The 15,867-nt window shown below is 61.9% G+C and carries 15 protein-coding genes and 1 tRNA gene; 9 read left to right on the top strand and 7 right to left on the bottom strand.

Annotated elements, in window-relative coordinates:
* Positions 1–41: 41 nt before the first annotated feature.
* Both queD and PBDP_RS20170 read right to left on the bottom strand, forming a co-directional pair.
* Positions 42–398 (bottom strand): 6-carboxytetrahydropterin synthase QueD, encoded by a 357-nt coding sequence (gene queD / locus PBDP_RS20175; protein WP_025212792.1) that lies wholly within the window; start codon positions 396–398, stop codon positions 42–44.
* A gap of 83 nt (positions 399–481) precedes the next feature.
* A complete protein-coding gene (locus PBDP_RS20170) occupies positions 482–1,561 on the bottom strand; it encodes a patatin-like phospholipase family protein (RefSeq protein WP_212801226.1) in 1,080 nt (359 codons plus the stop codon).
* A gap of 245 nt (positions 1,562–1,806) precedes the next feature.
* Here PBDP_RS20170 and PBDP_RS20165 point away from each other — a divergent pair, with 245 nt between their 5' ends.
* From PBDP_RS20165 to ctpM, 6 genes are all read left to right on the top strand, one after another.
* Complete coding sequence (locus PBDP_RS20165; protein WP_109754579.1) at positions 1,807–2,115, top strand: PepSY domain-containing protein; 309 nt, start codon at positions 1,807–1,809, stop codon at positions 2,113–2,115.
* On the top strand, positions 2,115–2,426 hold the full coding sequence (locus PBDP_RS20160; RefSeq protein WP_109754580.1) for a PepSY domain-containing protein: 312 nt from the start codon (positions 2,115–2,117) through the stop codon (positions 2,424–2,426). Before PBDP_RS20165 ends, PBDP_RS20160 begins: the two co-directional genes overlap by 1 nt.
* Complete coding sequence (locus tag PBDP_RS20155) at positions 2,426–3,094, top strand: response regulator transcription factor (RefSeq protein WP_109754581.1); 669 nt, start codon at positions 2,426–2,428, stop codon at positions 3,092–3,094. Before PBDP_RS20160 ends, PBDP_RS20155 begins: the two co-directional genes overlap by 1 nt.
* Complete coding sequence (locus tag PBDP_RS20150; RefSeq protein WP_109754582.1) at positions 3,091–4,404, top strand: sensor histidine kinase; 1,314 nt, start codon at positions 3,091–3,093, stop codon at positions 4,402–4,404. The genes PBDP_RS20155 and PBDP_RS20150 overlap by 4 nt, the downstream gene beginning before the upstream one ends.
* Before the next feature lie 255 nt (positions 4,405–4,659).
* A complete protein-coding gene (locus tag PBDP_RS20145) occupies positions 4,660–5,976 on the top strand; it encodes a Na+/H+ antiporter family protein (RefSeq protein WP_162893913.1) in 1,317 nt (438 codons plus the stop codon).
* 87 nt (positions 5,977–6,063) lie between these two features.
* Positions 6,064–7,884: a methyl-accepting chemotaxis protein CtpM gene (gene ctpM / locus PBDP_RS20140; protein WP_502936853.1), complete on the top strand. Its 1,821-nt coding sequence runs from the start codon at positions 6,064–6,066 to the stop codon at positions 7,882–7,884.
* 288 nt (positions 7,885–8,172) lie between these two features.
* On the opposite strand, the gene trhP is transcribed toward ctpM, so the two are convergent.
* Entirely contained in the window at positions 8,173–9,510 is a 1,338-nt protein-coding gene (gene trhP, locus PBDP_RS20135; protein WP_109754734.1) for a prephenate-dependent tRNA uridine(34) hydroxylase TrhP, read from the bottom strand.
* Between the two features lie 147 nt (positions 9,511–9,657).
* Here trhP and PBDP_RS20130 point away from each other — a divergent pair, with 147 nt between their 5' ends.
* On the top strand, positions 9,658–10,719 hold the full coding sequence (locus PBDP_RS20130) for an AI-2E family transporter (protein WP_109754585.1): 1,062 nt from the start codon (positions 9,658–9,660) through the stop codon (positions 10,717–10,719).
* On the opposite strand, the gene PBDP_RS20125 is transcribed toward PBDP_RS20130, so the two are convergent.
* The 3 genes from PBDP_RS20125 to PBDP_RS20115 all read right to left on the bottom strand — a co-directional run bounded on the left by PBDP_RS20125 (position 10,716) and on the right by PBDP_RS20115 (position 11,504).
* On the bottom strand, positions 10,716–10,898 hold the full coding sequence (locus PBDP_RS20125; protein WP_003203898.1) for a hypothetical protein: 183 nt from the start codon (positions 10,896–10,898) through the stop codon (positions 10,716–10,718). The two genes, PBDP_RS20130 and PBDP_RS20125, sit on opposite strands and share 4 nt — an antisense overlap.
* A gap of 89 nt (positions 10,899–10,987) precedes the next feature.
* Positions 10,988–11,182, bottom strand: coding sequence for a hypothetical protein (locus tag PBDP_RS20120; protein ID WP_003203896.1), 195 nt, complete (start codon positions 11,180–11,182; stop codon positions 10,988–10,990).
* 246 nt (positions 11,183–11,428) lie between these two features.
* Positions 11,429–11,504 (bottom strand) — tRNA-Asn (locus PBDP_RS20115).
* Positions 11,505–11,738: 234 nt separating this feature from the next.
* On the opposite strand from PBDP_RS20115, the gene PBDP_RS20110 reads away from it, so the two are divergent.
* Complete coding sequence (locus tag PBDP_RS20110; protein ID WP_109754586.1) at positions 11,739–11,966, top strand: hypothetical protein; 228 nt, start codon at positions 11,739–11,741, stop codon at positions 11,964–11,966.
* Positions 11,967–12,211: 245 nt separating this feature from the next.
* Here the strand turns inward: PBDP_RS20110 and PBDP_RS20105 are convergent, their stop codons facing one another.
* On the bottom strand, positions 12,212–13,408 hold the full coding sequence (locus PBDP_RS20105) for an amino acid aminotransferase (protein ID WP_212801224.1): 1,197 nt from the start codon (positions 13,406–13,408) through the stop codon (positions 12,212–12,214).
* A 331-nt stretch (positions 13,409–13,739) separates the two neighbouring features.
* On the opposite strand from PBDP_RS20105, the gene uvrB reads away from it, so the two are divergent.
* Positions 13,740–15,755, top strand: coding sequence for an excinuclease ABC subunit UvrB (gene uvrB, locus PBDP_RS20100; protein WP_109754588.1), 2,016 nt, complete (start codon positions 13,740–13,742; stop codon positions 15,753–15,755).
* Positions 15,756–15,867 lie beyond the last annotated feature (112 nt).

Below are 15,867 nucleotides of genomic sequence, written 5' to 3'. Positions count from 1 at the left end.
ATCCCCTCGCCACAGGAAGCTCACTTGCCACAGGGGAGTGATTATTCGCCGTGATAGATGCAACCGCTGGTGCAGGTCTCATGGATGCGGATGGCGCTGAGTTCCGGCAGCAACGGCTTCAATTCATTCCAGATCCACTTGGCCAGGACTTCGCTGGTGGGGTTTTCCAGGCCAGGGATGTCGTTGAGGTAGTTGTGGTCCAGGCGCTCGTAGAGCGGCTTGAAGATCGCCTTGATCTCCGAGAAATCGCGAATCCAGCCGGTATGCGGGTCAATGTCGCCGCTCAGGTGGATCGCCACCTTGAACGAGTGACCGTGAAGGCGGCCGCACTTGTGGCCCTCTGGTACGTGGGGCAGGCGGTGGGCGGATTCGAAAGTAAACTCTTTGAAGATTTCCACAGGTTCGGGCTCTTTTAGATAGCGGTCGCGAGGCAGGCGGCGGAGTTTATCAGTTTGATAACGGCGTTGCGCGAGCGTGCTGACTAAAGGGTCAGCAAACGCTCGCCCAGGCCACCGTTGGCTGCCAGTTCAAGAAACTCGTCACCGAGCCGGCGGCTCTCGTCCATTGCCGTGCGCCAATATTTGCGGCGGCTCGGGTCATCGCCCATGAAGCGCTTGAAGTCGTTGCGGTCCGGCAGTTTGCCGTAGGGCAGGCGCGCCAGGTATTCCCGGGACGGTGCCAGCAACAGCACGTCCTGCAGGCGGTCGACGTTGCCCCGGCGCCACGGCAGGCCCTTGTCGAACCAGCCGGGGATGACCCGGTCGGTGAAGTGCGGATACAGCACGATGTCCTCGCCGCTGTACGGCAGGTCGAGGTGGTAGTCCAGCAAGCCGCCATCACGGTAGGTGCCGGCACCGGCGCCCGGCAGGTCGCGCACGCCCTCCATGATCATCGGGATCGAGCCCGAGGCCAGCAGGGCCAGGCGCAGGTTGCCAGCGGCCAGGGGCACGAAGCGCGACGGAAAGTCATTCAATGGATGCAGGGGCGGGGCCAGGCGCGGGTCATGGATGATCAACCGTTCGAAATGCCGCGACAGCCGCGCACGGCCTCGCAGGTTGTCGGCGATCACCGATGACAACCCCAGGCCCAGCCGGCCGCGATGATCCTGGGCGAGCAGGCCGTGGCTCTTGACCACCATGATATTGAGCCGGTATCGCGGGTTATCGAGGATCGAAGTGTCGCGCCCTTCGAGCAAGTCATCGAGCATGCGCTGCGAGCTCTGGCTGACCCCGGCCATGGTCACGCCTTTGGCGAAGCTTTGTTCGTTGTATAGGGTGCCCAGGCGCCGGATTCCTTCGGCGGCGTCTGGCAGGCAGGCACTGGCGAAGCGCCAGGCGCCCACCGAGGCGCCGATCAGCGAGCGTTCCCGCGGCGCGGCGGGCAGCCATTGGCCGAACAGCGCCAGGTCCAGCCCCTGGATACCCAAGGCCTTGGGACCACCGGCGGCGCCCGGCAGGATGCCGACGTCGGCGGCGTTCAGGCCGGCCTGGCGAATCCGCCCGAAGGCACGGGGGCCGGCCTTGAGGGTAAGGGCGGGGAACTTGATGTGGATGGCGGTCATACCGGCCTCGAATGCAAACAAGCGGACAATTATAGCGACACAAAACCCTGTGGGAGCGAGCTTGTTCCGGGCGGCGTTCCGACGATGGCGGTCTGTCAGTTGATATTGATGTGACTGAGCTGGCGCTATCGCGAGCAAGCTCGCTCCCACACACTATTGATGTGGGTTCCATGATGGCCATTCAGTTTCAGTTAAGTTCACCCCGATACAGTCCCCCGGCAAAGATTATAAAAAGGAGACAACCCATGAACCGCCTGACTGCCTTTTTCATCGCGACCCTCATGGCCCTCGGCGCTGGCCTGGCTCACGCACGAGACCTCAACAACGACGAAGCCCGCAAACTGCGAGACGCTGGTACCATTCTGTCCACTGAAAAACTCGACGCCATTGCCCTGGCCAAACACCCTGGCGCCACGTTGACCGATACCGAACTGGAAGAGGAGTACGGCAGGTACATTTACCAGGTGGATCTGCGCGATACGAAGGGCATTGAGTGGGACCTGGAATTGGACGCCACCAACGGCGAGGTACTCAAGAATCATCAGGATACGTAATGAAGCTTAATCTGCGCGCCCATAGTCGATGGGCGCTGGCGCTGTTGGCGTTTTGTTCGCTGGCCGTAGCCCGGGACCTGGACCAGGACGAGGCCCTGCAACTGCGCCAGCAAGGCGTGATCCTGCCGCTGGAGCAATTGCTGCAACAGGCGCTGGACCTGCATCCCGGCGCCAAACTTCTGGAAGCCGAGTTGGAGGAGAAACACGGCGTCTATATTTATGAGGTCGAGTTGCTGGACACCGACGGCGTCGTGCGCGAGTTGGACCTGGAGGCCGCGACCGGCCGCTTACTCAAAGATAAGGAAGACTGATGCGCCTGCTTCTGGTGGAAGATCACGTGCCCCTGGCGGACGAATTGATGGCGGGGCTGACACGACAGGGCTATGCCGTCGATTGGCTCGCCGATGGTCGCGATGCGGTGTACCAGGGCAGCAGTGAGCCCTATGACCTGATTATCCTCGACCTTGGCCTGCCGGGTGTGCCGGGGCTGGAGGTACTGGCCCAGTGGCGCGCCGGCGGCCTGGCCACACCGGTGCTGATCCTCACTGCCCGCGGGTCCTGGGCCGAGCGCATCGAAGGCCTCAAGGCCGGTGCCGACGATTACTTGACCAAACCTTTTCACCCCGAAGAACTGCACTTGCGGATCCAGGCGTTGCTGCGCCGTTCCCATGGTCAGGTCAACCAGCCGACGCTGAAGTCGGCCGGGCTGCACCTGGATGAAGGGCGACAATGCGTGGTCCGCGACGGCACCGACATCCAGCTCACGGCCGCCGAGTTTCGCCTGTTGCGCTATTTCATGCTGCATCCCGAGCAGATCCTTTCCAAAAGTCATCTTGCCGAACACCTGTACGACGGTGAGACCGAGCGCGACTCCAACGTGCTGGAAGTCCACGTCAATCACCTGCGACGCAAGCTGGGACGCAGCGTCATCGAAACCCGTCGCGGCCAGGGCTACCTGTTCGGCGGGCAGGCGCAGTGAGATCCATCCAGCGACGCCTGAGCCTGGGCCTGATCGGTGTGATGGTGGTGGTCGGCCTGGTGCTGGCGCAGACCAGCCTGTGGCTGTTCGAACTGGGCTTGCAGCGTTATCTGGAAGCGGGCCTGCGCAACGACAGCGAGAACCTGCTGGTGGCCCTGGTGCGCGGCCCGCAGGGTTTGCAATTGGATGAGCGACGTTTGTCGCCGGCCTATCAGCGACCTTTTTCCGGACATTATTTCCGCATCGATTTTGCCGATGTGCACTGGCGCTCCCGTTCCCTGTGGGACCAGGAATTGCCCCGGCTCGACCACCCGGGCCTGCACAGCAACCTGCAACTGGGCCCCGAGGGCCAGAAGCTGCTGGTGCTGCGTACCGACTATCGGCGGCTCGGCCAGGCGATTTCCATCAGCGTGGCCCAGGACTACACGCCGGTGCGTGACAGTTTCCGAAGGATGCAGCAGGTTGGCCTCGGGCTCGGGTTGGCGGGGCTGCTGCTGATCCTGTTGCTGCAACGCATCACCGTGCGCCGCGCCTTGCGTCCGCTGGACCGGGCCCGGGAGCAGATTGCGCAGTTGCAGCGCGGGCAGCGTTCGCAACTCGACGAACAGGTGCCGCGGGAGCTGGAGCCGCTGGTGACACAAATCAACCATCTGCTGGCCCACACCGAAGACAGCCTCAAGCGTTCACGCAACGCCCTGGGCAACCTCGGCCATGCCTTGAAAACCCCGCTGGCAGTGCTGCAAAGCCTGGCTTCGAACGAAAAGCTCGACCCCTATCCTGAGCTGCGCAAGCTGTTGCTCGAGCAGTTGGAACAGGTCCGGCAGCGCTTGAACCGCGAACTCAACCGTGCCCGCCTGTCCGGCGATGCCTTGCCCGGCGCGCATCTGGACTGCGACGCCGAACTACCAGGATTGCTGGCCACGTTGAACATGATCCACGGCGAACACCTGCACTTGAGCTATGTCGCCCCGCCAGGCCTGCACTTGCCCTGGGACCGTGAGGACCTGCTGGAATTGCTCGGCAACCTGCTGGACAACGCCTGCAAATGGGCCGACGCCGAGGTACGCCTGACCATGACCGAAACAGCCGAGGGCTTCAGCCTGGCCGTGGAGGACGATGGCCCGGGCATCCCCAAGGACCGCCGCGACCAGGTGTTCAGCCGGGGCACGCGGCTGGACGAACAGACCGATGGACACGGCCTGGGCCTGGGCATCGTGCGGGACATCGTCGACACCTGGGGCGGCCTGCTGGCGTTGGACGACAGTGAATGGGGTGGGTTGAAGGTGGTGATCGAATTGCCCAAGCGCTGACAGCTATTTCATGGCCTCCCTGTGGAGTGAGCCTGTGGGAGCAAAGCTTGCTCGCGATAGCATTTTTTTGGCCAACACAGATGTTGTAGGTGACGACGTCATCGCGAGCAAGCTTTGCTCCCACAGATCCCCCTCATACAGGGGGGCGAGACTTGAAAACCCGCCCCACGGCCCTTGCAGCTTGCCGCCGCTTGCTGCACAGTCGCGACCTTTTTGTCCGGTGGCTTTCCATCGCTGTGCTTTGAGGTAACGATGATAAATGCAGTAATTGCTGCGGTAGGCGTCATGCTGGTACTCAGCCTGTCCCGCGTGCATGTGGTGATCGCGCTGATTATCGGCGCGTTGGTGGGTGGCCTGACAGGCGGCCTGGGGATCGAGGCGACGCTCAAGGCGTTCAATGCCGGCCTGGGTGGCGGTGCGACGGTGGCGTTGTCCTATGCCTTGCTCGGAGCCTTCGCCGTGGCGATTGCCAAGTCCGGCATGGCCCATGCCCTGGCCGACAAAGCCTTGGCCCTGGTGGATCGCCAGGATGCCGCCGGCGGCTCGGGCGTCAAGTGGGTCCTGATCGGTCTGCTGGGAACGGTCGCGGTCGCCTCCCAGAACATTTTGCCGATCCATATTGCCTTCATCCCGCTGCTGGTGCCGCCACTTCTCTATGTGCTGACCAAGTTGCAACTGGACCGCCGGTTGATCGCCTGCGTCATGACCTTCGGCCTGATCACGCCCTACATGTTCCTGCCGGTGGGGTTCGGCAATATCTTCCTCAACGAAATCCTGCTGGCCAACATCGCCCGCAGCGGTGTGGACGTCAGCGGCATCAACGTTACTCACGCCATGGGCATTCCGGCGCTGGGCATGGTGTTCGGCTTGCTGTTGTCGTTGTTCTCCTACCGCAAGAAACGCGTCTACGACCTGAAAAAAATTGCCCGGGTCGAGCAAGTGGCCGTGCGCTACAACCCGCTGAGCCTGATGGTGGCCGGGTTTGCGGTGGCGGCGGCGTTCGCGGTGCAGCTACTGGTGGACTCGATGATCATCGGCGCCCTGGTCGGGTTCCTGATTTTCTCGCTCTCGGGAGTGGTGCGCTGGCGCGAAACCGACGACCTGTTCACCGAAGGCATGAAAATGATGGCGATGATCGGCTTCATCATGATCGCCGCCTCGGGGTTCGCCGAAGTGATGAAGGCCACCGGTGAAGTCCAGAGCCTGGTGGAAACCTCGGCGGCCTGGATCGGCCACAACAAGGGCATCGGTGCGCTGATGATGTTGTTGGTGGGGCTGCTGGTGACCATGGGCATCGGCTCGTCGTTTTCCACGGTGCCGATCCTGGCGACGATTTTCGTGCCGCTGTGCCTGCAACTGGGCTTCAGCCCGCTGGCGATCGTCTGCATCGTCGGCACCGCCGGCGCCCTGGGCGATGCCGGTTCGCCCGCCTCGGACTCGACCCTGGGCCCGACCTCCGGCCTGAACATCGACGGCCAGCACCATCACATCTGGGACACCGTGGTCCCGACCTTCATTCACTACAACCTGCCGTTGCTGGCGTTTGGCTGGGTGGCGGCGATGGTGTTGTAATCCGAGACGGCGTTGCCTGCATCGCGAGCAGGCTCGCTCCCACAGGGGACTTGCAGTGGACACAACATCTGTGAACACCTCAATCCAATGTGGGAGCGAGCCTGCTCGCGATGGGGCCCCCCAGATTCAATACCTCCCTCAAGCCTTGTTCACTTTGTCCTACAGTTTTGCCGTGCCTTGCCGTTAATACAGCTAACCACGCCAATAACACCAACAAGAGTGAACAGCATGCGCCTGAGCCTGAAGGCTAAAGTCCTGTCCCTTGCGATACTGCCGGTATTGCTGTCCGCCGTGATCATCAGCCTGACCACGGCTTTCATCTTGAAGGAACAAGCTGGCAAAGAAGTCCAGCAGACTCGCGAACGCCTGCTCAGCGAGGCCAAGGCCACGCTGCAGAACTACGTGGCGGTGGGCCTTACCGCCATCAAGCCGCTGTACGATGCCGCAGCTGCGGGCGATAACGAGACACGCGCCCAGGCGATCAAGCTGCTGTCGAATATCAGTTACGGCAAGGACGGTTATTTCTTCGGCTACGACTCCGAGACCATTCGTCTGTTCAAGGCCAACAGCCCCGATGGCGTGGGCAAGAGTTTCAAGGACAACCGCGACCCGAACGGTGTCTACGTCAACCGTGACCTGGTGAAAGTCGCCAAGGATGGCACGCATTACCTGGAATACAGCTCGCCGCTGCCCGGCAGCAACGACCTGGTGCCCAAGCTCGGCTACACCGAATATTTGTCCAAGTGGGACATGGCCGTCGGCAGCTCGGTCAACCTGGACGGCATCGAAGCCCAGGTGGCGTTGGTGGAAGCCAAGGTCCATGAGCGTCTGCAAGGCGTGATATTGAGCATCGTCGGGATCGCCGCGGTGGTGTTGCTGGTGATTGCGGTGGTGGGCCTGGTGCTCGCCAATACGATCCTGCGTCCCCTGCACCTGATGAAAGACAACCTCGACGACATCGCCGCGGGTGAGGGCGACCTGACCCGTCGCCTGGCCATCACCAGCCAGGACGAACTCGGTCAGTTGGCCGGTTCGTTCAACCGCTTCGTCGACAAGATCCACGGCCTGGTGCGGCAGATCACCGACATGACCTCGCAACTGACCGGCCTGGTGACGCAAGTCTCCGAACAGGCCCAGCGCTCCGAGCAGGCCATGGAGCGCCAGCGCCACGAAACCGATCAGGTCGCCACGGCGATCAACGAGATGTCCTCGGCTGCCCAGGAAGTCGCCCGCAGTGCCCAGGGCGCCGCTGTCGCGGCCCAGCAGACCGACGAGGAAGGGCAGTCGGCCAAGCGCGTGGTGGCTGGCAGCATCCAGCAGATTCATGCGTTGGTGAACGATATTCGTAGCAGCGGCGTGTCCCTGGACAGCTTGCAGCAGGACGTGGCCTCGATTGTCAGTGTGCTCGGGGTGATTCGTTCGATCGCCGAGCAGACCAACCTGCTGGCCCTCAACGCCGCCATCGAGGCCGCGCGTGCCGGGGAAGCGGGGCGTGGCTTCGCCGTGGTGGCCGATGAAGTACGGGCCCTGGCCAGCCGGACCCAGCAGAGCACTCAGGAAATCCAGGGCATGATCGACCGCCTGCAATCAGGCACCCATGCGGCGGTGGAAGCGATGCGCCGTTCCAGTGAGGCCGGCGATGGCACCTCGGAACGGGCCAACGAGGCGGGTGCTTCCCTGGACACCATGGCGCAGTTGATCGGCACCATCAATTCGATGAACGCCCAGATCGCCAGCGCTGCCGAGGAACAGACCGCAGTGGCCGAAGAAATCAACCGCAGCGTGCATCAGATCGCTGTGGCGGTGGACAGTGTCGCCGACGAAACCCAACTCGGCGCCCAGACTTCCCGCAGTCTGGCCGACCTGGGCCAGCGCCTGGGCCAACTGGTGGGGCAGTTCCGGATCTGATCCCGTCGCAGCAGGAGCTGCCGAAGGCTGCGATCTTTCGCTCTCGATCCAGATGTTTTCGCCTGGGCTACCAGGCCTTATCGGAAGCGGAGGATCGCAGCCTTCGGCAGTTCCTGCCGGGCAAGTCGTTTCGCCAACTCAAGCCGAGTACTGTTGTGGCGAGGGGATTTATCCCCGCTGGGCTGCGAAGCAGCCCCCGGATAGATTGCGCGGAACATCAGGAAAGTCGTATTTGGTTTTTTGGGGCCGCTTCGCAGCCCAGCGGGGATAAATCCCCTCGCCACCGTTTCATGATCCGGCAGGCAACTCGCGCACATCCCGCATCAACAACCCAAACCGCAAATCCACCGCATCCGGAATCGGCACGTACACCACATGCCCATCCCCCGGCGCCACCTCGATGCTCTGGCCTTTGACGTCCTGCAACTGATGCAGATCGAAGTGGAAGTTGCCCTTGGGGGTCATCAGTTCCATGTGGTCGCCCAGGCCAAAACGGTTTTTCACCCGTACTTCGGCCAGGCGTTCGCGGCGTTCGCCGGTCAGTTCGCCGACGAACTGCTGGCGCTCCGACACCGAGCTGCCGTTCTGGTAGTTCTGGTACTCGTCGTGCACGTGGCGTCGTAGAAAACCTTCGGTGTAGCCGCGCTGGGCCAGGGACTCCAGGTCGGTCATCAGGCTGCGATCGAATTCCCGGCCGGCCACCGCGTCATCGATGGCCCGGCGATAGACCTGGGTGGTGCGCGCGCAATAAAAGTGCGATTTGGTCCGGCCTTCGATCTTCAACGAATGCACGCCCATGCGCGCCAGCCGCTCCACGTGCTGCACCGCTCGCAGATCCTTGGCATTCATGATGTAGGTGCCATGCTCGTCCTCGAAGGCCGGCATGGCGTCTTCCGGGCGGTTGGCTTCATGGAGCAAAAACACCTGGTCGGTGGGCGCGCCGAGGCCCAGGGTCGGTTCCGGCTGACAGGTTTGCACAATGTCGCCCACGACGTTTTCCACCGCCGGCTGCGCCGAATATTTCCAGCGACAGGCATTGGTGCAACTGCCCTGGTTGGCATCGCGCTTGTTCAAGTAGCCGGACAGCAGGCAGCGCCCGGAATAAGCCATGCACAACGCGCCATGGACGAACACTTCCAGTTCCATGGCCGGCACCTGCTCGCGGATCTCGGCGATTTCCTCCAGGGACAGCTCCCGGGACAGGATGATCCGGCTCAAGCCCTGTTGCTGCCAGAACTCGACGCTCGCCCAGTTCACGGTATTGGCTTGTACCGACAGATGAATCGGCATCTGCGGGAAGTGTCGGCGCACCAGCATGATCAGCCCCGGGTCGGACATGATCAGCGCGTCCGGCGCCATGGCGATCACCGGCTCCAGATCCTTGAGGAAGGTCCGCAGCTTGGCGTTGTGCGGGGCAATGTTCACCACCACGTAGAAGCGCTTGCCCATGGCCTGGGCCTCGGCAATACCCAAGGCCAGGTTCGCGTGGTCGAATTCGTTGTTGCGCACCCGCAGGCTATAGCGCGGCTGACCGGCGTACACCGCATCGGCACCGTAGGCGAAGGCGTAGCGCATGTTTTTCAGGGTGCCGGCGGGAGCGAGCAGTTCGGGGGCGGCGAGGGTCATGGTGGCGTCAGGTCGCAAAAAGCGGCGAGGGTACGCCACGGTCGGCCCGGCGGTATTGATTTGGATCAATGCCGGGTGCAAACGCGAAGGCACTCCGGCGAGTCCTGGATGACTAATGTTTATCCCGCCTTTGGACATGGAAAGCTGATGAATCGAAAGATGCTGCAAAACAAAGCCCAGATGCTGCTCCTGGTGCTGGTCACGGTCGCCTTCATCTGGATCCTGCTGCCATTTTACGGCGCGGTGTTCTGGGCGGTGATCCTGGGCATCGTCTTTGCCCCGATGCAGCGCCGCCTGCAGTTGAGGTTCGGCTGGCACCGCAATGTCACCTCGTTGTTCACGTTGAGCATCTGTGTGGTCAGCGCGATCCTGCCGGTGATCATCATCAGTACGTTATTGGTCCAGGAGGGCGCGGCGCTGTACAAGAGCCTGGAGAGCGGAGAGCTGGACATTGCCGATTACCTGGCCCGCTTCAAGGATGCCTTGCCGCCGTACTTCCAGCACCTGCTGGACCGCTTCGGCCTGGGCAACCTGAATGGCTTGCGCGACAAGATCGTCAAGAGTGCGATGCAGGGCAGCGAGTTCTTCGCCACCCAGGCCTTCAGTTTCGGCCAGGGCACGTTCCAGTTCCTGGTCAGCTTCTTCGTGATGATCTATCTGCTGTTCTTCTTTCTGCGCGATGGTCCGGAATTGGTGCGCAAAGTGCGCACGGCTGTTCCATTGGGGGAACATCAAAAACGCCGCCTGCAGTTGAAATTCAATCGGGTGGTGCGGGCCACGGTGAAAGGCAACCTGCTGGTCGCCATCAGCCAAGGTGCGCTGGGTGGGCTGATCTTCTGGATCCTGGGAATCCCGACGGTATTGCCGTGGGCGGTACTGATGGCGTTCCTGTCACTGTTGCCAGCCGTGGGGGCGGGCATTGTCTGGGCGCCGGTTGCGGTGTATTTCCTGCTTTCCGGGGCGATCTGGCAGGGTGTGGTGCTGACGCTGTTCGGGGTATTCGTGATCGGTCTGGTGGACAACTTCCTGCGTCCGATCCTGGTGGGCAAGGACACCAAGATGCCCGACTACATGGTGCTGGTCTCGACACTGGGCGGGCTGGCGGTGTTCGGGCTGAACGGTTTCGTGATCGGACCACTGATCGCCGCGCTGTTCATGTCGTGCTGGGCGTTGTTCGTCGAAAGCACGCCGCGTGTACAGTTGCCCTAGGCGCTCAACAGGTAGGGGCCGATGCGTTGCGACAATGCCTGGGCGGCGGGCAGTGAAGTCAGCGGGCCGCTGATGGTCACGCCGTCCTGCACCAGATACCAGCAGGCCAGCAACCCGAGCTCCCGGAGTGGGGCGGGAACGGCGCTGCCAATGACAGACATGATTTGAACCTTGGGCATGGGAAACCTCCATCAAACGATGGGGTTACCTTACGACTCAGAAGGAAGGACGAAAAATCAACCGGCTCAATAGTAGGAATCGATGCCGCTCAATCGACGACCAGATCGAGCATGTGCACCACTTCCTGCTCGTTGAGCAGGCCCTTGCGAACCAGGTTTTCCGCCAGCAGCGAAAGGAACTTGGCGCTGCGGTGGCCTTCCAGTTGCTTGAGTTCGGTCAGCACGTTGTACACCTTGCTGGAGGTGCACAAGCCGACAATGCGATGGGGATTTTGCGTGGGCATACCTTCGTCCTTGTTTTTATGAAGCTGTTGTTGGCGGACAATGCCAGTTTGCGGCCCTGTCATGACGCTCACGTGACAGCTTGAGTTGTTGGAAAAAGAAGCAGGATCCGGACCATAATGCCTTTTTGGCGCCGGATTATTGTTCCGGCAGCGACCTCGGGCAGGCTCATACGGCCATCTGGTCTGTTTTTCACCCACAAAAAAGCCCCTGGATCTTTCGACCCAGGGGCTTTTTCTGTTGCTGTCTGGCTCCACGACCTGGACTCGAACCAGGGACCCAGTGATTAACAGTCACTTGCTCTACCAACTGAGCTATCGCGGAATGGCGCGTATGTTACTGATTGGAAAAGAGAAGTCAAGCGTCTATTACCGGGCGGCGCATTCCTGGGGCCCATTGGCGGTCAATCAACAATTGCGGTTACCGCAATGGCGGGAGAGGGCTACCATGCTTGCCCGGAAGTGGCAGGACGCACTGCCGGCCATTCGCCGACATTGAGGTACGCGCCATGAACCATCTGTTACCGCTCCACACAGCCAGCTGCGCCGAGGTGTGCCTGTGAGCACCGCCCAGATCAGCTTGCCCAAGGGCGTGGGGCCCCATGCCGAGAAACTGTACGACGCTATCACCCAGGCCAGCACCGTCGAAGAGCTGAACCGCGCCGGTGGCAAGGCCGAAGGGTTTGTCCTGGGGCTGGAAAGCACCAAGGCGATCAAGAGCCAGATTGCCGAGTCGTTGTATGTGATCTATGACGATGCGGCGAGCCAGCGGGCGACGGAGCTGTAGCCTGGTTTGAATAGGAGTGTCAGGCCAGACGCCTTTGTGGCGAGGGGATTTATCCCCGCTGGGCTGCGAAGCAGACCCAAGACAGTCAAACCGGGGGAACCTGACACACCGAGTTGCCTGAGTTAGGGCCGCTTCGCGCCCCAGCGGGGATAAATCCCCTCGCCACAGGTGCGCCTGTCCTGGTAAACACACAAAAAAAACGGGAAGCCCAAGGGCTTCCCGTTTTTCATCTAGTGCCGAAAGCTTCAGATCACCTGAACGATGGCCTTGGTCACCGCATCGATGTTGTTCTGGTTCAACGCAGCCACGCAGATGCGCCCGGTGTCCAGAGCATAGATGCCGAACTCGTTGCGCAGGCGCGTCACTTGTTCAACGGTCAGGCCGGAGTAGGAGAACATCCCGCTCTGGCGTGCGACGAAACTGAAGTCGTGCTGCGGGGCGGCCTTGGCCAGCATGTCGACCATCTGGTTGCGCATGCCGCGAATCCGCAGGCGCATTTCGGCCAGTTCGGCTTCCCACTGCGCGCGCAGCTCCGGGCTGTTGAGTACGGCGGCGACGATGCTGGCGCCGTGGGTTGGCGGGTTGGAGTAGTTGGTGCGGATCACGCGCTTGACCTGGGACAGCACGCGAGCACTTTCTTCTTTTGATTCGCTGACGATCGACAATGCGCCGACGCGCTCGCCGTACAGCGAGAACGACTTGGAGAACGAGCTGGAGGCGAAGAAGGTCAGGCCCGATTCGGCGAACAGGCGCACGGCCGCTGCGTCTTCGTCGATGCCGTCGCCAAAGCCCTGGTAGGCCATGTCCAGGAACGGTACGTGATTCTTGGCCTTGACCACGGCCAGTACGTCTTTCCAGTCTTGCGGGCTCAGGTCCACGCCAGTCGGGTTGTGGCAGCAGGCGTGCAGCACAATGATCGAGCGGTCGGGCAGGGCGTTGAGGTCTTCCAGCAGACCGCTGCGGTTCACGTCGTGGGTGGCGGCGTCGTAGTAGCGATAGTTCTGCACCGGGAAGCCGGCGGTTTCGAACAGCGCGCGGTGGTTTTCCCAGCTTGGGTCGCTGATGGCGACGACGGCGTCAGGCAGCAGTTGCTTGAGGAAGTCGGCACCGATCTTCAGGGCGCCGGTTCCGCCCACGGCCTGGGTGGTGATGATGCGGCCGGAGGCGATCAGTGGCGAATCCTTGCCGAACAGCAAAGTCTGGACCGCCTGGTCGTAGGCGGCGATACCGTCGATCGGCAGGTAACCACGGGAAACGTGCTGAGCCACGCGAGCCGTCTCGGCTTCGACAACCGCGCGCAGGAGTGGAATGCGCCCCTCCTCGTTGCAGTAAACACCCACGCCCAGGTTGACCTTATTGGTACGGGTGTCGGCGTTGAAAGCTTCGTTGAGGCCCAGGATGGGGTCGCGGGGTGCCAATTCGACAGCGGAAAACAGGCTCATTATTGCGCGGCTCTGAATGGAGTGAGGGGGACGTGTCGCGCTCCAGCCGGATGCACTAGAGCGGTGCACAAACGGGGAGCTAGTATAGAGGCCATCACCCGGTACGGCGACAGGCGATTCGGCTTTTGCGGTAAGTATTTTCGATTTTTTTTGACCGTTAGTCCCTTCTCCGCGTCAAAGTCTGCAAGGCGTGTAGGACGTTCGTCTTGAAAGCGAAGGCATTCACCTCCACATTGTGTGCATCCCAGCTTTTTCCTCGGGCGGCATCAGTCGTTTCGGTCTTTCTCATTCCTGTCGGCTGGCCGACAGGAATGAACCCAGAGGTTATGTCATGTCTGAATTCCAGCTAGTCACCCGATTCCAGCCCGCCGGCGACCAGCCGGAAGCCATTCGCCTGATGGTCGAAGGCATCGAGGCCGGGCTGGCGCACCAGACGCTGCTCGGTGTGACCGGCTCGGGCAAGACCTTCAGTATTGCCAACGTGATTGCCCAGGTGCAGCGCCCAACCCTGGTACTGGCGCCGAACAAGACCCTGGCCGCGCAGCTATACGGTGAGTTCAAGGCGTTTTTTCCGAATAACGCCGTGGAGTACTTCGTTTCCTACTACGACTATTACCAGCCCGAGGCCTACGTGCCGTCGTCGGACACCTTCATCGAGAAGGATGCCTCGATCAACGACCACATCGAACAGATGCGCCTGTCGGCGACCAAGGCCTTGCTCGAGCGCAAGGACGCGATCATCGTCACCACGGTGTCGTGCATCTACGGTCTGGGCAGCCCGGAAACCTACCTGAAGATGGTGCTGCACGTGGACCGCGGCGACAAACTCGACCAGCGCGCCTTGCTCAGGCGCCTGGCGGACTTGCAATACACCCGCAACGACATGGATTTTGCCCGGGCGACGTTCCGGGTGCGCGGCGATGTGATCGACATCTACCCGGCGGAATCGGACCTCGAAGCGATCCGCATCGAGCTGTTCGACGATGAAGTGGAGAGCATTTCCGCGTTCGACCCGCTGACCGGCGAAGTCATCCGCAAGCTGCCGCGTTTCACCTTCTACCCCAAGAGCCACTATGTGACGCCGCGGGAAACCCTGCTGGACGCCATCGAGGGGATCAAGGTCGAGCTGCAGGAGCGCCTGGAATACCTGCGGTCGAACAACAAGCTGGTAGAAGCCCAGCGTCTTGAGCAGCGGACCCGCTTTGACCTGGAGATGATCCTGGAACTGGGCTACTGCAACGGTATCGAAAACTACTCGCGCTACCTGTCGGGTCGTCCGGCGGGCGCGCCACCGCCGACCTTGTATGACTACCTGCCGGCCGATGCCTTGTTGGTGATCGACGAATCCCACGTCAGCGTGCCCCAGGTCGGCGCGATGTACAAAGGCGACCGTTCGCGCAAGGAAACCCTGGTGGAATACGGTTTCCGCCTGCCCTCGGCCCTGGACAACCGGCCGATGCGCTTCGACGAATGGGAAGGCGTGAGCCCGCAGACGATTTTTGTCTCGGCCACCCCCGGCAACTACGAGGCCGAGCACGCCGGTCGTGTGGTCGAGCAAGTGGTACGACCGACCGGGTTGGTGGACCCGCAAGTCGAGGTGCGTCCGGCGTTGACCCAGGTCGACGACCTGCTCTCGGAAATCACCAAGCGTGTGGCGGTGGAGGAGCGGGTGCTGGTCACCACGCTGACCAAGCGCATGGCCGAAGACCTGACCGATTACCTGGCCGACCATGGCGTGCGGGTGCGCTACCTGCACTCGGACATCGATACGGTGGAGCGGGTCGAGATCATCCGCGACCTGCGCCTGGGCACTTTCGACGTGCTGGTGGGCATCAACCTGCTGCGCGAAGGCCTGGACATGCCGGAAGTGTCGTTGGTGGCGATTCTCGACGCTGACAAGGAAGGCTTCCTGCGTTCGGAGCGTTCGTTGATCCAGACCATCGGTCGCGCGGCGCGGAACCTCAACGGTCGGGCGATTCTTTACGCCGACCGCATCACCGGTTCCATGGAGCGGGCCATCGGCGAGACCGAGCGCCGTCGCGACAAGCAGATCGCCTTCAACCTGGCCAATGGCATCACCCCCAAGGGCGTGTTCAAGGACGTCGCCGACATCATGGAGGGCGCCACCGTGCCCGGCTCGCGCAGCAAAAAGCGCAAGGGCATGGCCAAGGCGGCCGAAGAGAGCGCCCGCTACGAGGCCGAACTGCGCTCACCGAGCGAAATCACCAAGCGCATCCGGCAACTGGAAGAGAAAATGTACCAACTGGCCCGGGACCTGGAGTTCGAGGCGGCGGCGCAGTTGCGCGACGAGATTGGCAAGCTGCGCGAGCGGTTGCTGACTGTCTGAGGTTTGTAGTGGTTGTAATGGCCTCATCGCGAGCAGGCTCGCTCCCACATTTTGACCGAGTCGCGGTCCCTGTGGGAGCGAGCCTGCTCGCGATGGGCGCGACTCGGTCCAA

This window comes from Pseudomonas sp. St290 (assembly GCF_018325805.1).
Classification (GTDB): domain Bacteria; phylum Pseudomonadota; class Gammaproteobacteria; order Pseudomonadales; family Pseudomonadaceae; genus Aquipseudomonas; species Aquipseudomonas bijieensis.
The sequence above is the reverse complement of the archived record's forward strand: the minus strand, read 5'-3'. Positions and strand labels throughout refer to the sequence as shown.